The organism is Oricola nitratireducens (assembly GCF_014904745.1).
In the GTDB taxonomy this organism is placed as follows: Bacteria; Pseudomonadota; Alphaproteobacteria; order Rhizobiales; family Rhizobiaceae; genus Oricola; species Oricola nitratireducens.
This window is the reverse complement of the sequence record NZ_JACZCS010000017.1, coordinates 1-24037: the sequence shown is the minus strand read 5'-3', so window position 1 is coordinate 24037 and position 24037 is coordinate 1. Positions and strand designations below refer to the sequence as shown.

Here is a 24037-nt window from a genome sequence, read left to right as displayed (position 1 = left end):
AGTCGGCCGACTTCTCGCCGCCGCCGGTCGTGACGAGGAACACCTGGTCCTGCTTGCCCGCGTCACGGATGGCGGCGGCGGCACCCGTGGCGTCACCGTCCCAGAAGTCGATGATGCCGCAGATGTCCGGGTTCTGTTGCAGCATGGTGGTGGTTACGTTGCGCGAGGTGGTCGCATCCCAGTTGGAATCCGGCTTGGCGACGACCTCGAAATCGGGATGATCCTTCAGGACATCCATGATGCCGGCATACTGGAACAGACTGGTGGCGTTGACCTGGTCGCCCTGCACGAGGCCGATCTTCTTGGACGAATCCGCGCCGCAGCCGTCGATGACGGCCCTGGCCTCGAGCCGGCCGAGTTCGGTCCAGTCGGAGCCCAGATAGGCGTCGGCCTTGAAGTTCGCCGGGTTGTCGATCAGCAGGACGTAGATGCCTTCCTTCTGCGCCCGCTTCATCAGCTTCGAATAGGAGTTGAGGTCGGGCGACATGACCACGAGCACGTCCGGCTTCGGATCCGACGCGATCGCTTCGGTGATCGCCTGCGCGCCGGCCTCGACGCTCCAGTTCGGGTCGCGCGTCTCGAAGACGCCGCCGAAGGCCTCGACTTCATGCTTGAGGATCGCGGCCCAGCCCTGGGCGAGGTCGAAGCCCATCGCCATCGGCACGAGCAGCACGCGTTTGCCCGCCAGTGCTTCCTTGTATGCGGCCGGGGCCGGGTCTTCCTGCGCGGATGCCGGCAGGGCGGCGAAGGCGGCGGCCGCAAGGGCCGCGGCGGCAAGGAGGGTCTTGATCAGTTTCATGGTGGTGTCCTTTCCCCTGTTGATCTGGATTTCTGTTTCTTGGCGCGAAGCTCAGATATCCCCCTGCTGGGCGGTCTGTTCGTCGCGCGGATTGAGCAGACCGTCGACGATGATCGCAGCCAGCAGGATCGTCGATTTGATGAGGTTCTGGTAGAGCAGCGGGATGTCGATGATCGTCATCGCGTTCAGCATGATCCCGATCAGCGCCGCGCCGACCAGCACGTTGCGCACGCCGCCCTTGCCGCCCGACAGGCCGATGCCGCCGATCACCGCGACCAGCACGATGTCGTAGAGCAGCGTGGAGTTGACCACGCGCGTGTTGATCGAGTGCAGGCTCGCCGCCGTCAGCAGGCCGGCGATGAAGGCGGTCAGCGCCGAAAGCATGTAGCGCAGCACCAGCATCGGCCGCACCGGTATGCCGATATTGCGCGCCGCGACCGGATTGTCGCCGGCGTAGTAGACATAGCGGCCCCACTTGGTGAAGCGCAGAAAAAGGAACACCACCGCGGCCAGCGCGAGGAAGAGATAGACTTCGACCGGCACGCCGATGAACCGGACCCCGCCCAGAAGCGCGACCCAGTGCCCCTCGGGCACCGGCACGGCATCGGACGGAATCAGCTGCGAACGGACATAGCCGAAGACGAAGGACCCGCTCGCCAGCGTCACGAAGATCGCCGGAACGTCGGCATAGGCGACAAGGAAACCGTTGATCAGGCCGATCGCCAGCACGCCGCCGAGCACCAGCGCGAAAGCCTGGGTGTCGGGCATGCCGTCGCCGAGGAGCCGCAGGTACCAGGCGACCGACATCGCCATGATCGCGACCATCGACAGGTCGATGCCGCGGCCGATGATGACGACCGACATTCCGAGCGCGAGGATGCCGAGAACGGCGATGGAGCGGACGATTGCGATCAGGTTTCCGGCGGTCAGGAAGCCCGGGAGCGCGATCACGGCGGCGCCGAAGATCAGCACAGTGACGACGAGGACAATGCGTTCCTGGTTCAAATTCCGCAGGAAAGTCCAAGCGTTACCGCCCATGCACACCTCGTCTTTCGATTGGCCGCGTGTCCGGAAGGGACCCGCTCGACAGAGCTTAGCCAGCGGGCAAACGCGGCGTCCAATGAAAGATTCGGCCTAAAATCCATGCCGAACGGGAATGTGTTCAAACAATATGCAAATGACCGCGGGCGGTGCCCGAAGAAGCGGCGGCCTTGCCTTCCTCCGCCATGATGTGACTGCGCAGCGCTTCCACGAAGCGGCGGCCATAGGCGGGCAGGGGCGTTCGGCTGTCCCACATGGCGCAAATATCGAAGAGAACGAGTTCGCCGCGCAGCGTGATCGGCCGGCTGACCAGCGACCGGTTCGAGATCCGGGCCGACGAGGGCACGACCGCGACGCCGTTGCCGCCTTCGGCCAGCGCGAACAGCGTATGCGGCGAGGTCCCCTCCAGGACGATCCGGGGCACCGCGCCGGAAAGACGGCAGGCCGCATCGAACACTTCGCGCGAGGCATGGCGCCGGTTCAGGGTCAGGATCGGGCTTTCCAGCAGGTCGGATATTTCGATCGGCCCGCCCGTGTCGGGCAGCAGGTCCGGCGTGGCGACGGCGATGAAGGCGAGTTCGCCGAGCCGCACCGTCTCGAAGGGCTCGATCGGCGCCGACGGCATCGAACTGATCGTCAGGTGTATCGATCCGTTCTGCAGCTTCTCGGCCAATTCCGGCCCGCCGCCGTCTTCCAGCCGCACGTCGATCCCCGCATTGGCTGCGCGCCAGTCGCGCAGAAAGGTCGGCAGATAGCGTTCGATCAGCTGCGAGCAGGCGCCGATCTTCAGAAGGCCGCTCTGCTCGCGGGCGAGATCGCCGGCAAAGGTGCGCAGGTCGCGATCGGCCGCCAGCACCCCGTTGATGCGCGTCAGCAGCGCTTCGCCCGCCGCCGTCAGCCGTATGTTGCGTCCGGATTTCTCGAACAGCCTGAGCCCCAGCGAATCCTCGAGGCTGCGGATCTGCCGCGACAGCGCCGACTGGGTGATGTTCAACCGCTGCGCCGCCGACGTGATGTTGGAGAGTTCGGCGGCCGTCACGAAGCCGGCATAGGTGCGGATGTCCATCGGCATGTCCTCGGTTGCGCCGCAAACGCTATTGGCGATGCGGCCGCACTGTCAATGCCGCCCGGAAATCAGCCGGCCAGTTCCGCGATCAGCGCGTCCGTCGTCACCTGCCGGCAATAGCCCTTGATCGCCGACAGCGAATTGTCGTGCCGGGCCTGCGTGTAGGTGAGGCAGGCGTCGGTCACCTCGGTCACCAGATAGCCGAGATCGCAGGCGTCGCGGATCGCGCCCTCGACGCACTGGTCGGTGATCAGCCCCGAGATGACCAGTTGCTTCACGCCGAGATTGCGCAGGATGTAGTCGATATGGGTGGAGACGAAGACCGACGAGGACGATTTGGGCAACACGATCTCGTCCTCGCCCGGCGCCAGTTCGTCGATCACCTTGCCGTCCCAGGATCCTTTCGGCACGTTGAAGCCGGTGATCTTGTAGTCGAGGCTGCGGTCGCGGCCGTCCAGCGTCAGGCTCTCGATGGTGGTGTACATCACCTCGACGCCGGCCTCGCGGCAGGCCGCCTGCAGCCGCTGCATGTTCGGCACGACGCGGCTTTCGAGCTCACCGAAATACCAGCCGTATTTCTCCTCGAACTCGGCCGCAGCCAGATTCTTGAACTCGGCGCCCTTCCTGTGCGCGCTGAAATTCTGCACGTCGACGAACAGCAGTGCCGACTGGTTTGGCGCCAGCGGCACCTCCCGGGTCAATGTCATCTCATCTCTCCTGAAGCCAGCGGTCGAGGACGTGGGCCAGCAATTGCGCCCAGTGCGCCTGTCCCTCGGCGGTTTCGATATGGTCGTTGCGGATTTCGATCAGGCTGTGCGGCAGGCCGCGCGCCTCGCCGTGCTGCGGCACGAACCAGTCCGAGAAGCCGGTAACCTGGTAGGGCTGGTTCATGCCGATCGTCAGCTCCGGACGCACTGCCTGCACGTGGTCGGCGAGGCGCGTCGAGGTCTCTTCGTCCTTGCGGAAGAGGAAGCCGATGTCCCATGGCCGTGCGACACCGCGCATGACCGGCGTGAAGGAATGGATCGAAATCGCCGCCGTGCGCGGCACCCGCTCGATATGCTCGGCAACCGCCTGCTGGAACGGGTGGAAGATTTCGTTGACGCGCGCTGCGCGCGCGGTCTCGTCGAGGCCGAGATTGGCGTGGATCGTCGTCCCGTCGCTGACTTCCGGCATGGAATCATGCGCGTCGGGCGGGCGGTTGCAGTCGATGACCAGCCGGCTGTAGCGCTGGATCACCAGGGTGCAGCCGAGGTTTTCCGCCATGCGCCGCGCAACGCCCTCCGCACCGATGTCCCAGCCGATATGCCGCTCGATCTCGCCGTCCGGCAGGCCGAGATCGCCGAGAGCCGACGGGATCGCCTGTCCGGCATGTTCGCAGACCAGCAGCGTCGGATGCGCGCTGTCCGGATTGACGATCTCGACCGGATCCGGATCGTCCGGCGTCAGCAGGCCGTTCAGAATTGTTTGCGAAAGCGTTGCCATGTTCCCTCGATGATTCCCCGAGCCTGGAAGTCCGCAAGCTAACCGCGAACCCGGCAAAGCGCCAGCACCTGGCGCAACTGCGGCTTGTCATGTCCCCGGACAAGTGGTTGTCTTCCCACCGAAAACAGCGCCGGGCCCGGTCCGGCATCGATACAAGCGCGACACAGGCTGGAGAAACGGCGCATGATCAACAACCCGCTGATATTTGCCGCGACGTCGGATATCGCCGGAAAGACTCGCGGCAAGGCGTTTCCCGTCACCGAACTGGAAAAGCGGCTGCGCCGGGGTGTTGGCTGGACGCCGACCAACGTGATGATCACCTGTTTCGACGCCATCGCCGAAAGCCCCTATGGCGCGCTCGGCGACCTGCTGCTGATCCCCGATCCGGATGCCATTGCCGAGGTGGATTTCCGCGATGACGGCCCGGTCGAGCGCTTCATGCTCGGCGACATCACCGATCTCGACGGCAAGCCATGGGAGTGCTGCACGCGGTCGATCCTCAAGGCCGCGCTGGACCGGTTGGAGAAAGCCGGCGGCGTCAGCCTCGTTGCCGCCTTCGAGCACGAGTTCCAGTTCAAGGACGCCGCGCGGCCGCTTGGCGAGGCCTATGCGCTGACCGGTTTCACCGCGCGCCGCCGCTTCGCCGAGGCGCTGACGGCAGCCCTGGAGGAGGGCGGGCTGAAGCCGGACACCTTCATGAAGGAATATGGCGTCAGCCAGTACGAGATCACCAACGGTCCCGGCCGCGGCGTGCGTGCCGCCGATGACGCGGTGATCCTGCGCGAACTCGTCAGGATGACCGCCATGCGCCTCGGCGAGGAGGTGACCTTCACCCCGATCCGCGATCCCGCCGGCGTCGGCAATGGCGTGCATATCCACATGAGCTTCCTCGACGCGGACGGCAATCCGGCGACCCATGATCCGGACGGTCCGTCGGGAATGTCCGGCGTTACCGGGTCCTTCGTCGCGGGCGTGCTGAAATATCTCGACTCGATCATCGCGCTGACCGCGCCGTCCGACATCTCCTATCTGCGCCTGACGCCGCATCGCTGGAGCGCCGCCTACAACAATCTCGGCTTCCGCGACCGCGAGGCGGCGCTGCGCATCTGCCCGGTCACCGCCGCCGATCCGCAGAGCATCGCGCGCCAGTACAATTTCGAGTTTCGCGCAGGTGACGCCGCGGCGTCGCCCTATCTTGCATTGGCGGCGCTCGTTCATGCCGGCGCGCAGGGGATCGAGGAGGGGCTGACGGCGCCCGCCACGACCGAGGAGGACCTGTCGAGTCTGCCTGCCGGAGAGCTGGAAAAACGCGGCCTTGTGCGCCTGCCGCAATCGCTCGACGAGGCGCTTCGGCGCTTCGAGGCCAACGAGACGGTGAAGGGCTGGTTTCCGGGCGATTTTCCCGCCGTCTATGCCGCCCACAAGCGCGGCGAACTGGCATTCCTCGACGGGATGAACCAGGAGGAACGCTGCGCCGCCTATGAATCGGCTTATTGACGGAGCGGACAGGGATCAGAACCTGTCAAATTGGCCATGGCCAAAAACTGTACCGCGGACGGAGCGGCCGCCCGCGACATCAGGACAGTGGGGCGCCTGAACGATACGGGCGAAAAGACCGGTCGTCTTCCGGTCCAGCGTCCCGCATTAAAATCCGGGGCTTGACGATCCGCCGGGCAACCGCCGGGCCGCAAAGGCGCATTCGAACTTCGGATGATTACTCCGGAACGCTTTCGCCACTCCCGCCCAACTCGGATGGGAAGTCCTTCATTTTCGGCAAGCCGTCTTTCATGGGCAATACGGTCTCGGCGTAGTTGACATGCACACCCGGCGTGAATGTCTGGCCGGGAATCGTGGCCGCGTAGACATCCATCAGCCCCCAATGGGGATGATAGGTCATCAGGTGTCCGCCGCATTCGGTGCAATATTGACGATCACTGCGCTCGGTCTTCTTGAAGTGCCCGACATGCTCCTGTCCCTTGGTGACCTTGACGTTCTCGTTCTTGAAAAGCGTGAAGGCGTTGACCGGCCCGGCAGACCACGAACGGCAGGATTCACAATGGCAGTATCCCATCGCTTCGGGTTCGCCTGATGCTTCGATTTCAACGGCGCCGCAAAAACACGTACCTTTTTGGATCTTCGACATTTTTTGAACTTTCCCTCCCGCATGGGGCTGACATTGCGTCAGCCCTGACTGCAAAGGCGAAATCTAGCACATTACGTCAGGTAATATCGGGTTTTTTCGGAAACCGATAGACGCGACCGGTCTCGCTTCGGGCCCAAACGCCGTGACAATCCGATGGGGCAATTGACGTGAGTTTACGCGAGAAAATCCCGCAGCACAGAAATCTCGCGATCCGTCGCCAGCGTTGGCGCGTGCCCGACATCATCGAACTCGACCAGGCGCGGTTTGGGGCCTCTTTCGCGCATCTCGGCGGCGACGTCGGCCGGCAGCACGTCGGAATTCACCCCGCGCAGCAGCAGCGTCTTTGCCTCCAGCGCGTCCCATTGCGGCCAGCAGTCGAGATCGGATTTGTGCAGGGTGAACTGGGTGACGATGTTCGGATCGTAATGCACGGTGACGCGGCCATCGTCCGAGCGGCGCATCGAACTGTCCGCCATACGCCGCCAGAACGTGTCGGTATTCTCGCCGAACGGCGCGTAATTGGTGCGCAGCCAGTGCTCCAGTTCGCTGACGGTGTGGAATGAGGGCGGATTGCCGACATAGTCCGCGATCCGGCCCGTCGCCGCCTCCGGAATCCACGGCCCGATATCGTTGACGACAAGGTGGCTGATCCTGCCCTTCAGCGGCCCGGCAGCCAGCGTCACGCCGATCAGCCCGCCCATCGACGTGCCGATCCATCGCATGTTGCCGATGCCGAAATGACCGAGGATCGCCTCGGCATGTTGCCCATAGGCGGCATAGGAATAGTCGGTCGCGATGTCTGCCGCCCACGACGAAAGCCCACGCCCGAGCGTGTCCGGGCAGATCACGAAATAGTCATCCGACAGGGCGGCTGCCGCCTCGTCGAAGTCGCGGCCGGTGCGCGCCAGCCCGTGCCACATGACGAGCGCCGGTTTTGCCGGGTCGCCCCAGGCACTGACATGCAGTTCGTGCCGTCCGCGGGAGACATAGACCGAACGTCGCTCAACCATCAGTGACCGCCTTTCTTCATCAGAGTTCCCGCGATGCCGGCCGGGAAGAAATAGACCAGCAGGATGAACAGCAATCCGAGCCACAACAGCCAGCGGTCCGGGTCGAGCAGGTCCGGCAGCAGCGGAATGTTTGCAGTCGCTTGCGCCGCCGCCTCCATCAGGTCCTTCAGGTAGAATTGCGCCAGGCTCATCAGCACGACGCCGATCACCGCGCCGACCATGGTGCCCATGCCGCCGATGACGACCATCAGCAGGATGTCGATCATGATCGCGAACGAGAACGTCGTGTCCGGCCCGGTATATTTCAGCCATACGGCCCAGACCGTGCCGGCCAGCGCCGCGATCACCGCGGCAATGACGAAGACCGAGGTCCGGTAGGCGACGACCCGGTAGCCGATGGCCTCGGCGCGCATCTCGTTTTCGCGGATAGCCTCCAGCACGGTGCCGAGCGGCGAGCGCACGATGCGCATCAGCGCAAGGAACAGGACGAGGCAGGTGAGGAAGACGAAGTAATAGGCCGCGATCTTGCCGTTCATCGAGACGCCGAACAGCTTGACGACCTTGCCGGCGTCGTCGGTCATCAGTTTCATCGCCGGCTTGAACAACGCCGGCGCGGAATAGACGATGCCGTCCTCGCCGCCGGTGAAGTCCGAGAATTGCGACGCCAGTACCATCATCACCGAGGCTGCGGCGAGCGTCACCATCGCGAAGAAGATCGCCTTGACCCTGAGCGACAGCACGCCGATCAGCACCGCCAGGATCGCCGCCAGCACGACGCCGGCAACGCCGCCCGCCAGGACCGCGTCCCAGCCCGGCCCCATGCTTTTCAGCGCGATCGCCGCCCCGTAGGCGCCGAGCCCGAAGAACATTGTGTGCGCGAACGAGACGATGCCGGTGTAGCCGATCAGCAGGTCGTAGCTCGCCGCCAGCACGATGAAGACGCAGATTCGCGCCGCCACCTGGTTCGAGCGCACGTCCTGGAACAGGAATGGCGCGAATGCGAGCGCCAGACCGATGAGAAGCGCGACCACGTAGACGATCATGCGGCCTTTTCTGGCCGGGTCGGCGGACGGGGCGGAGGCGAGTGCGGTATCGGTCATCTGATGTCCACCCTATTTGCCGACCGCCGGCCGCAGCCCCCAGGGCCGCCACAGCAGGATCGCCATCATCAGGATCATGTTCGAGGCGAGCGCCAGCTTCGGGAAGATGAAGGCGACATAATTACCGAGCAGCCCGACCAGCAGCGCGCCGAGCAGCGATCCCTCGATCGAGCCGAGCCCGCCGATGATGACGACGATGAAGACGAGGATCATCATCTCGCCGCCGAGCGCGCCGGAGATCAGGCCCTGATAGCCGGCCCACATCGCCCCGCCCATCGCGGCCAGCGCCGAGCCGGTCATGAAGACGGCGATGAACAGCCGGTCGATCCTGAAGCCGAGCGCCTCGACCATCTCGCGGTCCTCGACGCCGGCGCGGATCAATAGGCCGATCCGTGTGCGGTTGAGCACCAGCGTCAGCGCGATGAAGACGGCCAGCCCGAGGAAGAAGGCGAAGACGCGATAGACCTCGATTGCCACGTCGCCGATGACGAAGGAGCCTTCCAGCAGCGCCGGCCGCGGCACCGGGATCGGACTGCCGCCCCAGACGGCGAGGATGATCTGTTCGGAGACGATCAGCGCGCCGATGGTGATCAGGATCTGGCGCAGATGGTCGGAATAGACCGGCTTGATGATCACCCGCTCGAAGAACCAGCCGGCCGCCAGCCCGAACAGCGTCGCCGCGCCGAGCGCCGCGAACAGCGCCAGGAAATTCAGCGTCAGCGAATCCGCGCCGACCCAGGCCGCCAGCCATGCGAGCACCGAAGCCGCGATGAAGGCTCCGAACGAGATGAAGGCCGAATGGCCGAAATTCAGGACGTCCATCAGCCCGAAGACGAGGCTCAGGCCCGAGGCCATCAGGAAGATCATCATGCCCATGGCGAGCCCGGCGACCGTCAGCGTCACCCAGGAGGAAAACGAGCCGATCAGCGGCAGCGCGATGATCATCAGCACGACGGGCAGGGCGTTGACGCCGCCGATCCGGTCGAACATCGCTGCGATGTGTGCGGGCTTGCTCATGCGGTCTCCTATTGATGCGCGTCCAGCGACAGGGAGAGCAGGCGGGTCTGCAGGTCCTTGTCCGCGACCAGCTCCTCCATGCGGCCGGAATGGGCGATGCGCCCGTCGTCGATGACGCAGACATTGCGGCCGAGCGAAGAGGCGAACAGGAAGTTCTGCTCGACCAGCAGGATCGTGGTGTCGCGCGAAATCTCCTCGAACGCCGCGATCATCGCCCGGATGATCGACGGCGCCAGCCCCTTGGTCGGCTCGTCGATCAGGATCAGCTCGCGCTTCTCGATGATGGCACGCGAGATCGCCAGCATCTGCTTCTGGCCGCCCGACAGCGACCAGGCCGGCTTGTCCCAGAATTTTTCCATCGCCGGAAACAGCTCGAAGATGTGGCCGAGCCGGCCATCGTCGAAACCGCCGGTCGCGGTCGCGAGCCGCATGTTTTCCTGCACCGTCAGGCCGCCGAAGATGCCCATGTTCTCGGGTACATAGGCGATGCCCAGCCGGGCGATGTCGGAGGTGTGCATCGCCGTGATGTCGTGATGCTTGAAGACCACCGCGCCGGAGCGCGCCCGCCACAGCCCCATGATCGTGCGCAGCGTCGTCGTCTTGCCGGCGCCGTTGCGGCCGAGAAGCACATGCACGCCGCCCTGGGGCACGTTGAAGGAAATCCCGTGCAGCACCTGGTAGTCGCCGATGTCGGTGTGGACGTCGTCGAGGCGCAGGACGTAATCGCTCATGCCGCCGCTCCCTCGTCGGCCGGGATGCCGAGATAGATCTCGCGCACGATCGGCATCGCGATCACCTCGTCGGGCGGGCCGTCGGCGACCAGTTCGCCGTTATGCAGGACGATGATGCGGTTGGCGAGCGCACGCACCACATCCATCTTGTGCTCGACGAGCAGCACCGTCTTCGACGCGTCCTTGCGGATCTCGTCGATCAGTTCGAGGATCACCGGAGCCTCGTCGACGCTCATCCCGGCGGTCGGTTCGTCGAACATGAACACGTCCGGCTCCATCGCCAGCAGCAGCGCCACTTCCAGCTTGCGCTGGTCGCCATGCGGCAGGGCGGCGGCCGGCAGATGCGCGACGTCGTCGAGCCGCGTCGCTTTCAGATGCTCATAAGCCTTGTCGGCGATCTCGGTGAAGGCCGAGGCCGGCCGGAACAGGCGCGGGCCGATGCCATGGCGCGCCTGCACGGCAAGCCGAACGTTTTCGAGCACCGAGAGTTTTGGAAACAGGTTGGTCAGCTGAAAGGCGCGGCCGATCCCCGTCTTGGCGCGCGCCGAAGGGGACAGCCGCGTGATCTCCGTTCCACCCTTCAGGATCGTCCCTTCGCTCGGCGTCAGCTGGCCGGACATCAGGCTGAAATAGGTCGTTTTGCCGGCGCCGTTCGGGCCGACGATGACGGTCAGCTCGCCCGGGTGGAAGGCGCAGCTCACGCCGTTGACCGCGACGTGGCCGCCGAAGCGGATCGTCAGGTTGCGCGTTTCTATCGAGGGAGCGTTCATGCGGGCGGAACCGGAAGGGGCGGGCGCGGCGGTCGGGCCGCGCCTGCTATTGGCCTGGAGGGGCGTTTACTGGTTGTTGCGGCCGATCGGAATGTCCATTTCGTCCGGCTTGATCTCGCGCACGAGGTCCGGGATCGCCCAGTCGACATTATCGTCGACGCGGATCTTGAAGTGGTACATCGACTGCAGCGCCTGGTGGTCCTCGGGCCGGAAGGTCATCGTGCCCTTGGGCGTTTCCCAGCTCATCCCTTGCATGGTCGAGATCAGCGTTTCCGTGTCCCAGTTATCGGCGGTTTCCAGCGCGTTGGCGATGGCGAGCGCCGCCGCCATGCCGCCGGCGGTGAAGAAGTCCGGCGGCGAGCCGAAGCGCTTCTGGTGCTCGGCGACGAGCCAGTCGTTGATCGGGTTCTTCGGCAGCTCGTAGTAGTAGTAGATCGCGCCTTCCATGCCCGGCACCTTCTTGTAGGACGCCATGGCCGGAAGGATGTTGCCGCCCGTCGACAATTCGATGCCGTAGCGGCCGGGATCGGCTGCGGACAGCGGCGTCATGGCGTCGATGCCGGCGACATAGAACATGATGACCTTGCGGCCGTCCTTGTCCTTGAGCGCGTTGAACATCCGTTCGATCGTGGCGGTGAAGTCGGTCGTCTTCTGCGGGACGTATTCCTCGTCCTCGATCGTCGCGCCGGTGCCTTCGAGCGCCTTCTTGAAGGCGGCGATGCCGTCACGGCCGAAGGCGTAGTCCTGCGCCAGCGTCGCGATGTGCAAGTTCGCGTCCGGCTTCAGCGCCAAAGCCTGGGCCTGCATGTCCATCGACGAATTGCGCGAGGTCTTGAAGACGTAGCGGTTGGAATCCGGCCCGGTCAGCGAGTCGGCGACCGCCGGCTCGACCAGCAGGATCTTTTCGTATTCGGCCGCCACCGGCAGCATCGCCGTCGTGACGCCCGACGAGGTTCCGCCGACCGCGATCAGCGCGTCGTCGTCGCCATAGGCTTCGGCGAGCACGGCGCGGGCGATGTCGGGCTTGAACTGGGTGTCCTTCTCGATCACCTCGATCTTGTGACCCTTGATCTCCATCGTGCCCTTGGTGGCGTATTCGAGGCCGAGCGCGAAACCGGTCGAGGTTTGCTTCGAATAGACTTCGAGAGGCGAGCCCGAGGTCCCGTGAACGAGCGCGATCTTGACCGGGTCGTCCTGCGCGGAAGCGGGAATGATCGCGGCTGCCGCGACAAGTCCCGCGACCGACAACGTCGCTAGAATCCGTTTCATAGTGTTTCCTCCATCATTGATGCGAACCTGAAAAAGCCTTTGTGCGCACGGCCGGGAGCGGCACGGGCGAACGGGCCGTCTGACGTCAACGTGCTCTGCGAGTGATCGCGGCTCATGTTCGAAATCCTCCTCATTGGCCTGCCCGGCCAGCCGGCCCGTCGTCCGGAGACGCAAAGCCGTGCCCGGACGCACATTCCTCTTTGCACATGCGGGCCGGATGGTAGTATCTGCCGGGATGAACAGGGCTGGCAATATCGTAGAAACACGCATGAACGGCGCGAATAAATACGAAGAACTGAACCTTCTTGCCTGGGAACATGCGCCGATCGGCATCGTGATGACGGAAAACAGGATCATCCGGACCTGCAATCCGGCGTTTGCGCGCATGTTTGGATTCACGGTCGATCATCTGCTCGACCAGTCTTTCGCGATTCTCTACCCGTCCTACGAGGAATTCGTGAAAATCCGCGACATCGGTGTCAAGCCGCTGCGCGAGAGCAACCGCTATTCCGACGAGCGCATCATGGCGCGCGCCGACGGCTCGATGTTCTGGTGCCGCGTGCGCGGCGTCACCCTGACCGAGGAAGGCGATCCGCTGATGAAGGCGGTGTGGAGCTTTGCCGACCTGTCCTACGAGCGCCCGGTGCAGGAACTGACGACGCGCGAGCGCCAACTCGTCATGTATCTGGGCGAGGGCCGGACCTCGAAGGAGATCGCCCGGATCATCGAGATCTCGCCGCGCACCGTCGAGGCCTACCGCGCCAGGTTGCTGAAGAAATACAAGGCGGCGAATGTCGCGGAACTGCTCGGCAAGCTCGGCGGCATGCCGGGTTTTTCATAAGCAGGCAGCCGGGTTTCGCGCGCCGGATAACATCTTCGAGATGAAGCATTTTTAACGTGTCAGTTTTCGCGGCTCCGCTATATTGCCGTGAAATCTCCCGGGTTGAGACTTGTGGCCGAACCGGGGCGGCCATGTGACGCGCCGGAGATGACGCAAACATGAAAGCATGGAAACAGGTGCTGATATCGGTGGTGCTCGTTGCCGCCGTATTCCTCGGCTGGGCAAAATTCTATCCCGGCGCCGGCACCGTGCTCGCCCGCTACGGCATCGACTGGTTTTCCGCGCCCGCACCCGAAGGCGGCGCGCAGCAGGCGGCGGGCCAGCCGCGCCGCAGCGGATTTTCGCGCGAGGCGCTGGTCGTGACGGCGCCCACCGGCATCGGCACCGTCAATGACCGGCTGACGGCGATCGGAACCGGCCATGCGGTGCGCACCGTCTCCATCCGCCCGCTGGTCGCCGGCCAAATCGCCGAAATCCCGGTCGTGTCGGGCGCGCGCGTCGCTGCCGGCGATGTCATCATCAAGCTCGATTCCGCCGAGGAGGAACTCGCCGTCGAGCGCGCGCGCCTCGCCCTCGACGATGCCGAGCGCAAGTCCGAGCGCCTGGGCAGCTTGCTCGCCCAGCGCGCCGTCAGTTCCGTCGAGGCGGATCAGGCCCGCAGCGACCTGAGTACCGCGCGCGTCGCCTTGCGTGAAGCCGAACTCGCCCTTGCGCGCCGCACCGTCACCGCGCCGATCGCCGGATCGCTCGGCATTCTCGCGGTCAACGCCGGCGATTACGTGACGACCCAGACGGACATCGCCACCATCGATGACCGCTCGCAGATCCTGGTCGAGTTCTACGTTCCGGAACGCTTCGCGGCCCGCATGGCGGCCGGGACAATGATCTCGGCGACCGCGATTGCCCGGCCGGGCGAGCAGTTCGAGGGCGAGATCACCGCCGTCGACAACCGCGTCGACGAGGCCAGCCGGACCCTGCGCGTCCAGGCGCGCATCGCCAATGACCGCGATCTGCTGCGCGCCGGCATGTCGTTCGAGGTGACGATGCGGTTCAAGGGCGAGACCTGGCCCACCGTCGATCCGCTGGCGATCCAGTGGGATTCGAAAGGCCCCTATGTGTGGCGCATCATCGACGGCAAGGCCGAGCGCCTCGATGTCGCGATCATCCAGCGCAACGCCGACAGGGTTCTGGTCAAGGCCGATATCGCCGAGGGCGACACGGTCGTCACCGAGGGCGTGCAGAGCGTGCGCAATGGTGGCGCCGTGCGCATCGCCGGCGAGCCGCCCGCACCCGCGGATGGCGCGAAACCCGCCGCGGCAGATGGAGATCAGCCCGCCGGATCCGGCGGGACCGGGCGCGGCGGAGCCGGTTCATGAACGAAAAGGCGGCGGGAACGGGCCCCGGGCAGGAAACGGACACCAGCGATAACGCGAACATGTCGCCGGACGCGGTCGCCGGCGGCAGCACGGCGCTTTTCGTCCGCCGGCCGGTCCTTGCGCTGGTCATCAATCTTCTGATCATCGTCGCTGGCCTCGCTGGCATCTACGGTGCCGAAATCCGCGAATTGCCCGACGTCGACCGTCCGGTGATCACCATCACCACGCAATTCAGCGGCGCATCCCCCGAGACCATCGACCGCGAACTGACCTCGGTGATCGAGGGCGCCGTTGCGCGCGTGTCCGGTGTCGCCAACATTTCGTCGACGTCGTCCTTCGGCCGCAGCCGCGTCACGATCGAATTTTCCGACAGCACCGACCTTTCGACGGCCGCCGCGGATATCCGCGACTCGCTTGGCCGCGTATCCAACGACATGCCCGACGGCGCCGACGAGCCGCGCATCGTCAAGGCGGACGCCGATTCCGATCCGGTCATGCGGCTCGCCGTTACCTCCGACACCCTGTCCGTCCAGGACATGACGATCCTCGTCGAGGACGAGGTGGTCGACAGGCTTGCCGCGGTGCCGGGCGTCGCCGACGTGTCGATCTATGGTGACCGCGACAAGGTCTTCCGCATCGACGTCGACCAGTCGCGGTTGGCGGCCCTCGGCCTGACCGTCGCCAATCTGCGCAACGCGCTGGCGAGCGTCGCCTACGATGTCCCGGCCGGCTCGCTGACCGCCAACACGCAGGACATCGTCGTGCGCGCCACGGCGGACGTGACCACGCCGGAGGATTTCGAGAACCTGTTCATCAACAGCCGCGTCCAGTTCAAGGATGTCGCCACCGTCACGCTCGGCGCCGATCCGGGCGACACGGCACTGCGCGCCAACGGCAAGACCGGCATCGGCATGGGCATTATCCGCCAGGCGAAGTCGAACACGCTGGAAATCTCCGACGGCGTGCGCGCGACCGTCGCGCAGGTGCAGAAGATCCTACCCGAAGGCGTCGAAATCCGCGTCACCAGCGACGACGCGACCTTCATTCGCGGCGCCATCCACGAGGTGCGCCGGACGCTCCTTTTGTCGGTCGCCATCGTGGTCGCGATCATCTTCCTCTTCCTGCTCGACTGGCGCGCGACGCTCATCCCGGCCGTGACGCTGCCGATCGCGCTGCTCGGCACGTTCGCGGCGATCTATCTGGCCGGGTTTTCGGTCAACATCCTGACGCTTCTGGCGCTGGTGCTCGCCACCGGCATGGTCGTCGACGACGCCATCGTCGTGCTCGAAAACATCGTGCGCAAGCGCAACGAGGGGCTCGGCCCGCGCGCCGCAGCCGTCGTCGGCACGCGCGAGGTCTTCTTTGCCGTCATCGCCACGACGGCGACGCTTGCCGCGGTGTTCATCCCGATTTCCTTCCTGCCCGGCGAGGCCGGCGGGCTGTTCCGCGAATTCGGCTTCGTGCTCGCCTTCGCGGTGCTGCTGTCCAGCGTCGTCGCGCTGACGCTGAGCCCGATGCTGGCGTCGCGGCTGATCAGGCGCAGGAAGGACGACAGCCATTCGGTGGCAGGCGGGCTGCGCCGGTTCGGCGGCCTGACGGTGCGGTTCTACCATTTCCTTCTGCACAAGGCGCTCGATGCGCCGCTCGTCGTCATCGTGATCGCGGTCATCGTCACCGGCGCCGCCTTCGCGCTGGTGCGCACGATCCCGCAGGAACTGACGCCGCCCGAAGACCGCGCGGTCGCGTTGTTGCGCATTTCCGCGCCGCAGGGCGTCAGCCTCGAATACACGCGCGAGAAGATGCGCCAGCTAGAACGCCTCGTCCTGCCGATGCGCGACAATGGCGAGGTGCAGAACATTTTCGCAATCGCCGGCATCCGCTCCAGTGCCAATTCCGGCTTCATGGTACTGACGCTGGCGCCATGGGAGCAGCGCAGCCGCAGCCAGGCTGAAATCGTCGCCGATATCAACCGGCGGGTCGCCCAGGTGCCGGGCGTGCGCGCCTTCGCCATCCAGCCCAACAGCCTCGGCATCCGCGGCGCCGGCAACGGCCTGCAATTCGCCCTTGTCGGCAACAGCTACGCCGAGCTCGGCGACGCCGCGCAGAAACTCGTGACGAAACTGGAGGACGATCCGCGCTTCGATCAGGTGCGCCTGTCCTACGAGACGACGCAGCCGCAGCTTTCCGTGCGCATCAACCGCGAGCGCGCCTCCGATCTCGGCATCGACATCGACGGGCTCGCCGAGGCCATGCAGGCGCTGCTCGACGGGCGCGAGGTCGCGCAGGTCTTCATTCGCGATCGCGCCTACCCGGTCAAGCTGATCTCGACGACGACGCCGATCAACGATCCCACCGATCTCGAAGGCATCTACCTGAAGACCGGCGACGGCCGCATCGTGCCGATGTCGGTGATCGCCGACCTGTCGGAAAAGGCCGTCGCGCCGAGTCTCAGCCGCGAACAGCAATTGCGCTCGGTGTCGATCACCACCGGCCTCGCCGGCGGGCTAGCCCTCGGCGACGCCTATGCCGAGATTGTCAGGATGGCCGAACCGCTTCTGCCGCCCGGCGCGCGCGTGATCCCGCTTGCCGAGGCCGCCACGCTCGACCAGTCGTCGCATGACATGCTGTTCACCTTCGGCATCGCCATTGTGGTTGTGCTGCTTGTGCTGGCAGCCCAATTCGAAAGTTTTGTCTCGGCGTTCATCATCATGGCGACGGTGCCGCTGGGCCTTGCCTGTGCGGTCTTCGCCATGATCATCACCGGCACCAGCCTGAACGTCTACAGCCAGATCGGCCTCGTCCTGCTGGTCGGCGTGATGGCGAAGAACGGCATCCTGATCGTCGAATTCGCCAACCAGCTGCGCAACCGCGGCCGGTCCGTGCGGGAGGCGGTCGAGGAGGCGTCCAATATTCGCCTGCGCCCCGTGATGATGACGATGATCTCCACGGTGCTGGGCGCGGTACCGTTGATCCTGTCGTTCGGGGCCGGCGCCGAGGCGCGCGCCGCGCTCGGCTGGGTCATCGTCGGCGGGCTTGGACTGGCGACCTTGGCAACGCTGTTCCTGACGCCGGTGGCCTATCTCCTCCTGGCGCGCCTGTCGGCGCCGAGCGCCGAAGGCGAGGCGCGGCTAAAGGGCGAATTGCGCGAAATGCTGCATGGCGAGCGGGCCGGGACAGCGCGCTGACCGGTTGCTCGATATGTAGGATTGCCGCGAATTTACCAAGATCGTGGAATTCGAAAGCTTTTGCTTACGATACGTCCCGATATGTAACTGTATTTTCGGTTTCATGGCGTCGGAATTAACGTCGCATCAATACCTAGGCGTCAGATTTTATTGAGTTTTCGATGATCGAACGCGAAATGCCGCTTCCGGAAATGCTACCGCCGCAGGAAGCGGGCATAAGTTCCCGAACGGCACTTACTGGGGCGGATTCCATTTGAAACTGTCGTTATTCGCAGGCGCCATGGCCGAAGAAATGATCTCCATCGACGATATTCCGGACGGCGTGCTCTTCATCGACCGTGACGGGGTGATCCGCGCCGCCAATACCGCGGTCGCCGGTCTCTTCGGTTACGATTCCGCGGATCTGATCGGTGAAAAGGTCGAACTCCTCGTACCGCGCCGTTACAAGGGCCATGCGAAGATCCGCCAGCGCTACCAGGCCGATCCGGTGGACCGCCCGATGGGCAATATCCAGCAGATCCACGGCCTCAGGAAAGACGGCAGCGAATTCCCAGTTGATCTCTCTCTGCGTCCGATGAAGGGCAACGGCGCGGTGATCTGCATCGTCCGTAACATTTCCGATCACGTCCGGCTGTCCAACGAAATCCGCGAAACCGCTTATCGCGACATGGTGACCGGCACGCTGAACCGCCGCGCTTTTTACGAACAGCTGACATGGGTCCTCGCCGTTCGGGAGCAGGACTCGCCCGGCACCTGCGTCGCCATTTTCGACCTTGACCATTTCAAGGACATCAACGACTCGCTCGGCCACAAATGCGGCGACGAATTGCTTGCCGAATTCTGCAATCGTCTGCGCGAAATCATGCATGGCGACATGCGTCTCTACCGTATCGGCGGCGACGAGTTCGCGATGATCATCCCGGATTGCATCGATCATTCGCGGGCGGGCGAGTTCGTCGACGACGCGATCCGGCTCGTCCGCCGGCCTTACGAGATCGAGGGCCACCGCATCGGCATCGGGTGCAGCGCGGGCATCGTGCATGCACCGACGGATGGTGCGAGCGCGGAAGAACTCGTCAGCAACGCCGATCTCGCGCTCTACGACGCCAAGGCCGTACGCGGCACCTATTCGGTCTTCACGCCACGCCTGCGCGCCAAGGTCGAGCAGCGCTTTTCGCTACTGTCGGAGTTGCGGGCCGCCGGCGAGGAAAACCGGTTCGAGCTGCATTTCCAGCCCCAGGTCGACATCCGCAGTGGCGCAATCTGCGGCGCCGAAGCGCTGCTGCGCTGGATGCATCCGACGCGCGGCATTCTGCCTCCGGGCCAGTTCATCGATGTCCTGACCGACAGCGAACTGTCAGTCTCGGTCGGCCGCTGGGCGCTGTTCGAGGCGTGCCGTCAGGCGGCCTCGTGGCAGGCGCAGTCCGACCGGCCGATCCGCATCGCGGTCAATCTGTTCCCGTGGCAGGTCAAGACCCGCAAGTTCTTCGACGACGTGCGCGAGGCGCTCGACACTGCCGGCCTCGATCCGCAATTGCTGGAACTCGAACTGACCGAGAACACGATCATCGAATCCTCGGACGAATTCATCCGGGTGTTGAGCGCGGTCCGCGACGAGGGCGTCAATGTCGCGCTCGACGATTTCGGGACCGGTTACGCCTCCCTCAACAGCCTCACCCGTTTCCCGATCAACACGATCAAGATCGACCGCAGTTTCGTGCGCGATATCGGCAGTGGCAAGGGCAACTGGCCAGTTCTGCGGATGATGCCGAAACTGGCGCGCGATCTCGGCTTGACGACCGTCGCGGAAGGCGTGGAGACGGCCGAAGACGCCATGATGATCCAGCATTTCGGCTACGATTACGGTCAGGGCTACTACTGGGGCAAGGCCGCCAGGAGCGAGGAATTCGTAAAGATGCTGGCCCTTGGCGGCGCCGAAAAATCCGACGGCAGGGTCACCGAGTTCCGGCCGATGCGCATCGCCGCGCTGGAGGATATCGTCAAGCGGCGATTCCCGATGTTCGGCTAGGCTTCCGGATACGGCATAAACAAAAGGGCCTTCCGCGATGCGGAAGGCCCTTTTGTTTGTCTGGTCGGAGGCCGGGTGAGGCCGTTTACGCGGCCTCGGACATCGCCCTCGGGCTGCCGGCAGCGCGCGAAATCGCGCCCGACAGGCGGAACCGACCGACCAGTTCGGCAAGGCTTGTGGCCTGCGTGGTCAGCTGATGCACGACCGCATTGGTTTCCTCGGCCATGGCGGCGTTGCGTTGCGTGACCTCGTCCATCTGTGCGACGGCCTGGCTGATCTGGTGCAGCCCGGTGGCCTCCTGCTGCGACGCCGTGGCGATACCCTGGATGCTGACATTGATCTCGGCGACATATTCGGAGATCCTTTCCAGCGCTGTCCCGGCGGCCTTCACAAGATCGACGCCGGAGCTGACTTCGGCGGTGGACTTGTGGATCAGGGCCTTGATCTCTTTTGCCGCTCCCGCGGACCGCTGCGCCAGTTCCCGCACTTCCTGGGCGACGACGGCAAAGCCGCTGCCCGCTTCTCCGGCCCGGGCCGCTTCGACGCCGGCGTTGAGCGCCAGCAGGTTGGTCTGGAAGGCGATCTCGTCGATCACGCCGATGATCTGCTCGATCTCGCGTGAAACGCTCTCGATCCGGCCCATCGCCGAGACCGCGTCCTGGACGACCGCGCCGGAACGGTTGGTCGTATCGCGTGCCTCGTCCGATTTGCCCGCAACGACCTTGGCCTTCTTCGACGTCTCCGTCACCGTGGAGGCCATTTCTTCCAGCGCCGCGGAAGTCTCTTCCAGCGAGGCCGCCTGCTGTTCCGTGCGCCGCGACAGGTCGTCGGCCGAGGCATCGAGTTCACCGGCATTGGCGCGGATCATCCCGACATTGCCGCTCACCTCGCCGAGCGTGCCGGCGAGCATCTCCAGCGATGCGTTGAAGTCGATGCGCAGCCGGTCGAGATCGCCCGGGAACGGGTCGGCGATGCGCGTACTCAGGTCGCCGGTGGCCATTGTCTTCAGGCTGGCGGCAAGCGTGTCGACGACCGTCTTGACCTTCTCGGCTTCCGCCGCCTTGGCGCGTTCGCGTTCGACGCGTTCGGATTCGGCGCCCGTGCGGGCTTCTTCCGCGGCGCGGTTGCTGCGGTCGGCGGCGTCGCGCGACTGCTGTGAATCTTCGAGGGCGCGGTTCGCTTCGGCGAAGGCAGTCGCCATGCGTTGCGTCATCTGGAACAGGACGCCGGCTTCGACCACCAGGACGATCGCGTGCAGCGCGACCCGGCTAAGGTCCGACTGGCCCGGAAAGACGGCGGCCGGAAGGACCACGAAGAGGACAAGATGGTGCACGGCGGTCACGCCGGTGAACGCGGCGATCGGACGCCAGTCGATCCATGCGGCGGTGACGGCGAGCGCGGCGAAGAAATACATGTGTATGTCGATCTGCAGCGGCGAGTCGGTGAAGCCGTAGACAAGCAGCGCGACGAGGGCGGCTTGGGCGGCGCCGGTCGCGGTACGTGTCGCCGGGCCGGTCCTGTCGACCATCCACGACGCCGTCGCCGCGGCGGCAAGCAGCACCGCGCCGCCGACCAGGACCATGACGTTCGCGTCGGTGCCCCAGACCGCGCGCGCCGCGATCAGCGCGACGTTCAGCCATAACAATGAAATGACGAGCACCGAGGCCCGTTGGCGAAGAACCGAAAGTCCGTTCATGTTGGTGTTCCTCCGAAACATGCGGCAGACAGCTTGCCGTCGAAGACGAACAAGGCTCCTGCGGAAAAAAGGCGGCTGACGAAATCGGGCGATTGACCCTCCGCGACGGCCAGCCACTGGCCGCGTCCGCCGTTGACGAGCGTACCTCCGGCCTCGGCGATGATCGAAATCACACGCTCGGGCGTGCTCCACGGCGGGGCCACGACGACGACGCGGCTTCCCGTCGGCACGGCTGCGATCGCCACCACGACGATGAGTGCGGCGGCGATGTTCAGCGCGAGAATGCGCTGCTGGAGCCGGGATCTGCGTTGAGTGGGAAGCGAAATCTTGTGCGACATGGAGTCCGGTGTTCCGTGACCGGCCCGCAAGGCCGGAGTAAAATGGACTTCATGTCGACTGCGCAGGCATCATCGCCTGGTTACTTGTAGTTTATTGAGGCTTAAGCGCAGGTTAAGCGCAGTTGTGGAATCCCGGCCTGCGGATTGCAGAGGAATGCAAATATATCAGAAACGTAGTATGTAATCGCGCCGCATAAAACCTTGAAACGAATCCGTTTTTCGGTGTGGCCTCGGGGGGGGAGGGCGATAGGCCTGTACCGGGCCACCCTTCGGTGAATCGTCAATTTAGGCTAAGAAGCGAAGTCATTGTTTCGACTCGCATTGAGCGGGATCAACGCGAAGGCTGAGCCGAGGGGCATGATCGGCCGGAACGCACGGATTGAAACGCACGGATTGAGATGGATGCACAACCCGAAAAAGAGATCGTCTTTCACACCCGTGGCGTGACGAAAATTTACGACACCGGCGAGGTAAAGGTCCACGCGCTGGCGGGCATCGATCTAGAACTCTATTCCGGCGAGCTGGCGGTCCTGCTCGGACCGTCGGGCAGCGGCAAGTCGACCCTGCTCAACATTCTCGGCGGGCTCGATCGGCCGACCGCCGGCGACGTGTGGTTTCGCGACCACGAACTGTCCAGGATGAGCGATCGCGAGCTGACACGGTTCCGGCGCGATTATGTCGGCTTCGTATTCCAATTCTACAATCTTGTGCCGAGCCTCAGCGCGCGCGAGAACGTGGCGCTCGTCACCGACATCGCGCGCGATCCGATGCGCCCGGAGGAAGCGCTCGACCTGGTCGGGCTAGGTCATCGCATGAATCATTTCCCGGCCGAGATGTCGGGCGGCGAACAGCAGCGCGTGGCGATCGCGCGCGCCATCGCCAAGCGGCCGGAAATCCTGCTTTGCGACGAGCCGACCGGCGCCCTCGATATCAAGACCGGCACAACCGTGCTGGAAGCCCTCAACACGATCAACGAGCAGTTCGGCACGACGACGGCGGTGATCACGCACAATGCGGCCATCCGCAAGATGGCCCACCGCGTCATCCGATTCCTGGACGGCAAGATCAGCGACGTTACGGTCAACGAGACGCGTATCGCGCCGCACGAGATCGAGTGGTGAGCGATGCGCGCGCTTAACAAGAAGCTGTTGCGGGATTTCGTCCGTCTTTGGGCGCAGGGCCTTTCGATCGCGCTCGTGCTCGGCTGCGGCGTGGCGGTGCTGCTCATTTCCTTTGGCATGTACGGCGCGCTGCAAAACACCCGCCAGGCCTATTACGAGCGTAACCGCTTCGCCGACGTGTTCGCGTCCGCTACCCGCGCGCCGCGCAATCTTGAACCGGAAATCGCAAATATCGAGGGCGTCTGGGCGGTCGAGCTGCGCACCGTCCACGATGCGATCCTCGACCTGCCGAACCGGACCAAGGCCGCGATCGGCCGGATCATCTCGCTGCCGCCGAACAACAATCCCAGCCTGAACGTGCCGCTGCTGCGCTCGGGCCGGTTTCCCGATCCCAACTCGTCCGACGAGATCACCGTCAACGAGCCCTTCGCGCTGGCCAACCACTATCAGCTGGGCGACACGATCCAGGCAAACCTGAACGGGCGCAAGCGGACGCTGACCATTGTCGGCACGGCGCTTTCGCCGGAATATATTTACACGATCGGTCCGGGCTCGCTGATGCCGGACAACCAGAATTTCGGCATCTTGTGGATGTCGCAGCATGCCGCGGCCGCCGCGTTCGACATGGTCGGTGCGTTCGACGACGTCAGCCTGAAGCTGACCCGCGACGCCAACACCTCGGAGGTCATCGACCGTCTCGACGAAATCCTGGCGCCCTATGGCGGCACCGGCGCCTATGACCGGTCGGACCAGCTGTCGCACGCCTATATCGATTCCGAACTGGTCGGGCTGGAAGCGATGGCCCGCATCCTGCCACCGGTCTTTTTCGGCATCGCCGCCTTCCTCGTGAACATGGTGATCGGACGCATCGTGGCGCTCGACCGCAGCCAGATCGGTCTGCTGAAGGCGCTCGGATATTCCAATTTCGATGTCAGCCTGCACTATGTCATGCTCGCCGTGCTGATTGCGATCGTCGGCGTCTTCGTCGGCTGGGGGCTCGGCACCTGGCTCTCGCGCGGC

21 protein-coding genes are annotated in these 24037 nt (G+C 64.6%); 7 read left to right on the top strand and 14 right to left on the bottom strand.

What is annotated here, in order from left to right:
- The 5 genes from IG169_RS10400 to IG169_RS10380 all read right to left on the bottom strand — a co-directional run.
- Positions 1-799, bottom strand: a 799-nt coding sequence (locus IG169_RS10400) for a sugar ABC transporter substrate-binding protein (protein WP_193176145.1), incomplete at its 3' end; no start/stop codon positions are given.
- A 51-nt stretch (positions 800-850) separates the two neighbouring features.
- Positions 851-1837 carry an ABC transporter permease gene (locus IG169_RS10395; RefSeq protein WP_193176144.1) on the bottom strand — a complete coding sequence of 329 codons (987 nt, stop codon included), beginning with the start codon at positions 1835-1837 and terminating at the stop codon, positions 851-853.
- Positions 1838-1961: 124 nt separating this feature from the next.
- Positions 1962-2906: a LysR family transcriptional regulator gene (locus IG169_RS10390; RefSeq protein WP_193176143.1), complete on the bottom strand. Its 945-nt coding sequence runs from the start codon at positions 2904-2906 to the stop codon at positions 1962-1964.
- Between the two features lie 68 nt (positions 2907-2974).
- Positions 2975-3613 (bottom strand): cysteine hydrolase family protein, encoded by a 639-nt coding sequence (locus IG169_RS10385; RefSeq protein ID WP_193176142.1) that lies wholly within the window; start codon positions 3611-3613, stop codon positions 2975-2977.
- A 1-nt stretch (position 3614) separates the two neighbouring features.
- Entirely contained in the window at positions 3615-4391 is a 777-nt protein-coding gene (locus IG169_RS10380) for an N-formylglutamate amidohydrolase (RefSeq protein ID WP_193176141.1), read from the bottom strand.
- 183 nt (positions 4392-4574) lie between these two features.
- On the opposite strand from IG169_RS10380, the gene IG169_RS10375 reads away from it, so the two are divergent.
- Entirely contained in the window at positions 4575-5888 is a 1314-nt protein-coding gene (locus IG169_RS10375; RefSeq protein WP_193176140.1) for a glutamine synthetase family protein, read from the top strand.
- A gap of 217 nt (positions 5889-6105) precedes the next feature.
- Here the strand turns inward: IG169_RS10375 and IG169_RS10370 are convergent, their stop codons facing one another.
- The 7 genes from IG169_RS10370 to IG169_RS10340 all read right to left on the bottom strand — a co-directional run bounded on the left by IG169_RS10370 (position 6106) and on the right by IG169_RS10340 (position 12431).
- Positions 6106-6534: a GFA family protein gene (locus IG169_RS10370; protein WP_193176139.1), complete on the bottom strand. Its 429-nt coding sequence runs from the start codon at positions 6532-6534 to the stop codon at positions 6106-6108.
- Between the two features lie 173 nt (positions 6535-6707).
- Positions 6708-7544 carry an alpha/beta fold hydrolase gene (locus IG169_RS10365; RefSeq protein ID WP_193176138.1) on the bottom strand — a complete coding sequence of 279 codons (837 nt, stop codon included), beginning with the start codon at positions 7542-7544 and terminating at the stop codon, positions 6708-6710.
- On the bottom strand, positions 7544-8644 hold the full coding sequence (locus tag IG169_RS10360) for a branched-chain amino acid ABC transporter permease (protein WP_210325958.1): 1101 nt from the start codon (positions 8642-8644) through the stop codon (positions 7544-7546). The genes IG169_RS10365 and IG169_RS10360 overlap by 1 nt, the downstream gene beginning before the upstream one ends.
- Positions 8645-8656: 12 nt before the next feature.
- Entirely contained in the window at positions 8657-9661 is a 1005-nt protein-coding gene (locus tag IG169_RS10355; protein WP_210325957.1) for a branched-chain amino acid ABC transporter permease, read from the bottom strand.
- 8 nt (positions 9662-9669) lie between these two features.
- On the bottom strand, positions 9670-10392 hold the full coding sequence (locus tag IG169_RS10350; protein WP_193176137.1) for an ABC transporter ATP-binding protein: 723 nt from the start codon (positions 10390-10392) through the stop codon (positions 9670-9672).
- On the bottom strand, positions 10389-11162 hold the full coding sequence (locus IG169_RS10345) for an ABC transporter ATP-binding protein (RefSeq protein WP_193176136.1): 774 nt from the start codon (positions 11160-11162) through the stop codon (positions 10389-10391). Before IG169_RS10345 ends, IG169_RS10350 begins: the two co-directional genes overlap by 4 nt.
- 66 nt (positions 11163-11228) lie before the next feature.
- Positions 11229-12431 (bottom strand): substrate-binding domain-containing protein, encoded by a 1203-nt coding sequence (locus IG169_RS10340; protein ID WP_193176135.1) that lies wholly within the window; start codon positions 12429-12431, stop codon positions 11229-11231.
- A 268-nt stretch (positions 12432-12699) separates the two neighbouring features.
- Here IG169_RS10340 and IG169_RS10335 point away from each other — a divergent pair, with 268 nt between their 5' ends.
- The 4 genes from IG169_RS10335 to IG169_RS10320 all read left to right on the top strand — a co-directional run bounded on the left by IG169_RS10335 (position 12700) and on the right by IG169_RS10320 (position 19862).
- A complete protein-coding gene (locus IG169_RS10335; RefSeq protein ID WP_193176134.1) occupies positions 12700-13272 on the top strand; it encodes a LuxR C-terminal-related transcriptional regulator in 573 nt (190 codons plus the stop codon).
- A gap of 158 nt (positions 13273-13430) precedes the next feature.
- Complete coding sequence (locus IG169_RS10330; RefSeq protein ID WP_193176133.1) at positions 13431-14648, top strand: efflux RND transporter periplasmic adaptor subunit; 1218 nt, start codon at positions 13431-13433, stop codon at positions 14646-14648.
- A gap of 59 nt (positions 14649-14707) precedes the next feature.
- Positions 14708-17833 carry an efflux RND transporter permease subunit gene (locus IG169_RS10325; protein ID WP_193176146.1) on the top strand — a complete coding sequence of 1042 codons (3126 nt, stop codon included), beginning with the start codon at positions 14708-14710 and terminating at the stop codon, positions 17831-17833.
- 280 nt (positions 17834-18113) lie between these two features.
- Positions 18114-19862 (top strand): putative bifunctional diguanylate cyclase/phosphodiesterase, encoded by a 1749-nt coding sequence (locus IG169_RS10320; RefSeq protein ID WP_193176132.1) that lies wholly within the window; start codon positions 18114-18116, stop codon positions 19860-19862.
- 85 nt (positions 19863-19947) lie between these two features.
- Here the strand turns inward: IG169_RS10320 and IG169_RS10315 are convergent, their stop codons facing one another.
- Together IG169_RS10315 and IG169_RS10310 are read right to left on the bottom strand one after the other, a co-directional pair.
- Positions 19948-21558 (bottom strand): methyl-accepting chemotaxis protein, encoded by a 1611-nt coding sequence (locus tag IG169_RS10315; protein WP_193176131.1) that lies wholly within the window; start codon positions 21556-21558, stop codon positions 19948-19950.
- Positions 21555-21896, bottom strand: coding sequence for a hypothetical protein (locus tag IG169_RS10310; RefSeq protein WP_193176130.1), 342 nt, complete (start codon positions 21894-21896; stop codon positions 21555-21557). The genes IG169_RS10315 and IG169_RS10310 overlap by 4 nt, the downstream gene beginning before the upstream one ends.
- A 398-nt stretch (positions 21897-22294) precedes the next feature.
- On the opposite strand from IG169_RS10310, the gene IG169_RS10305 reads away from it, so the two are divergent.
- Complete coding sequence (locus IG169_RS10305) at positions 22295-23017, top strand: ABC transporter ATP-binding protein (protein WP_193176129.1); 723 nt, start codon at positions 22295-22297, stop codon at positions 23015-23017.
- Positions 23018-23020: 3 nt separating this feature from the next.
- The coding region (locus IG169_RS10300) for an ABC transporter permease (RefSeq protein ID WP_193176128.1) at positions 23021-24037 on the top strand (1017 nt) is incomplete at its 3' end.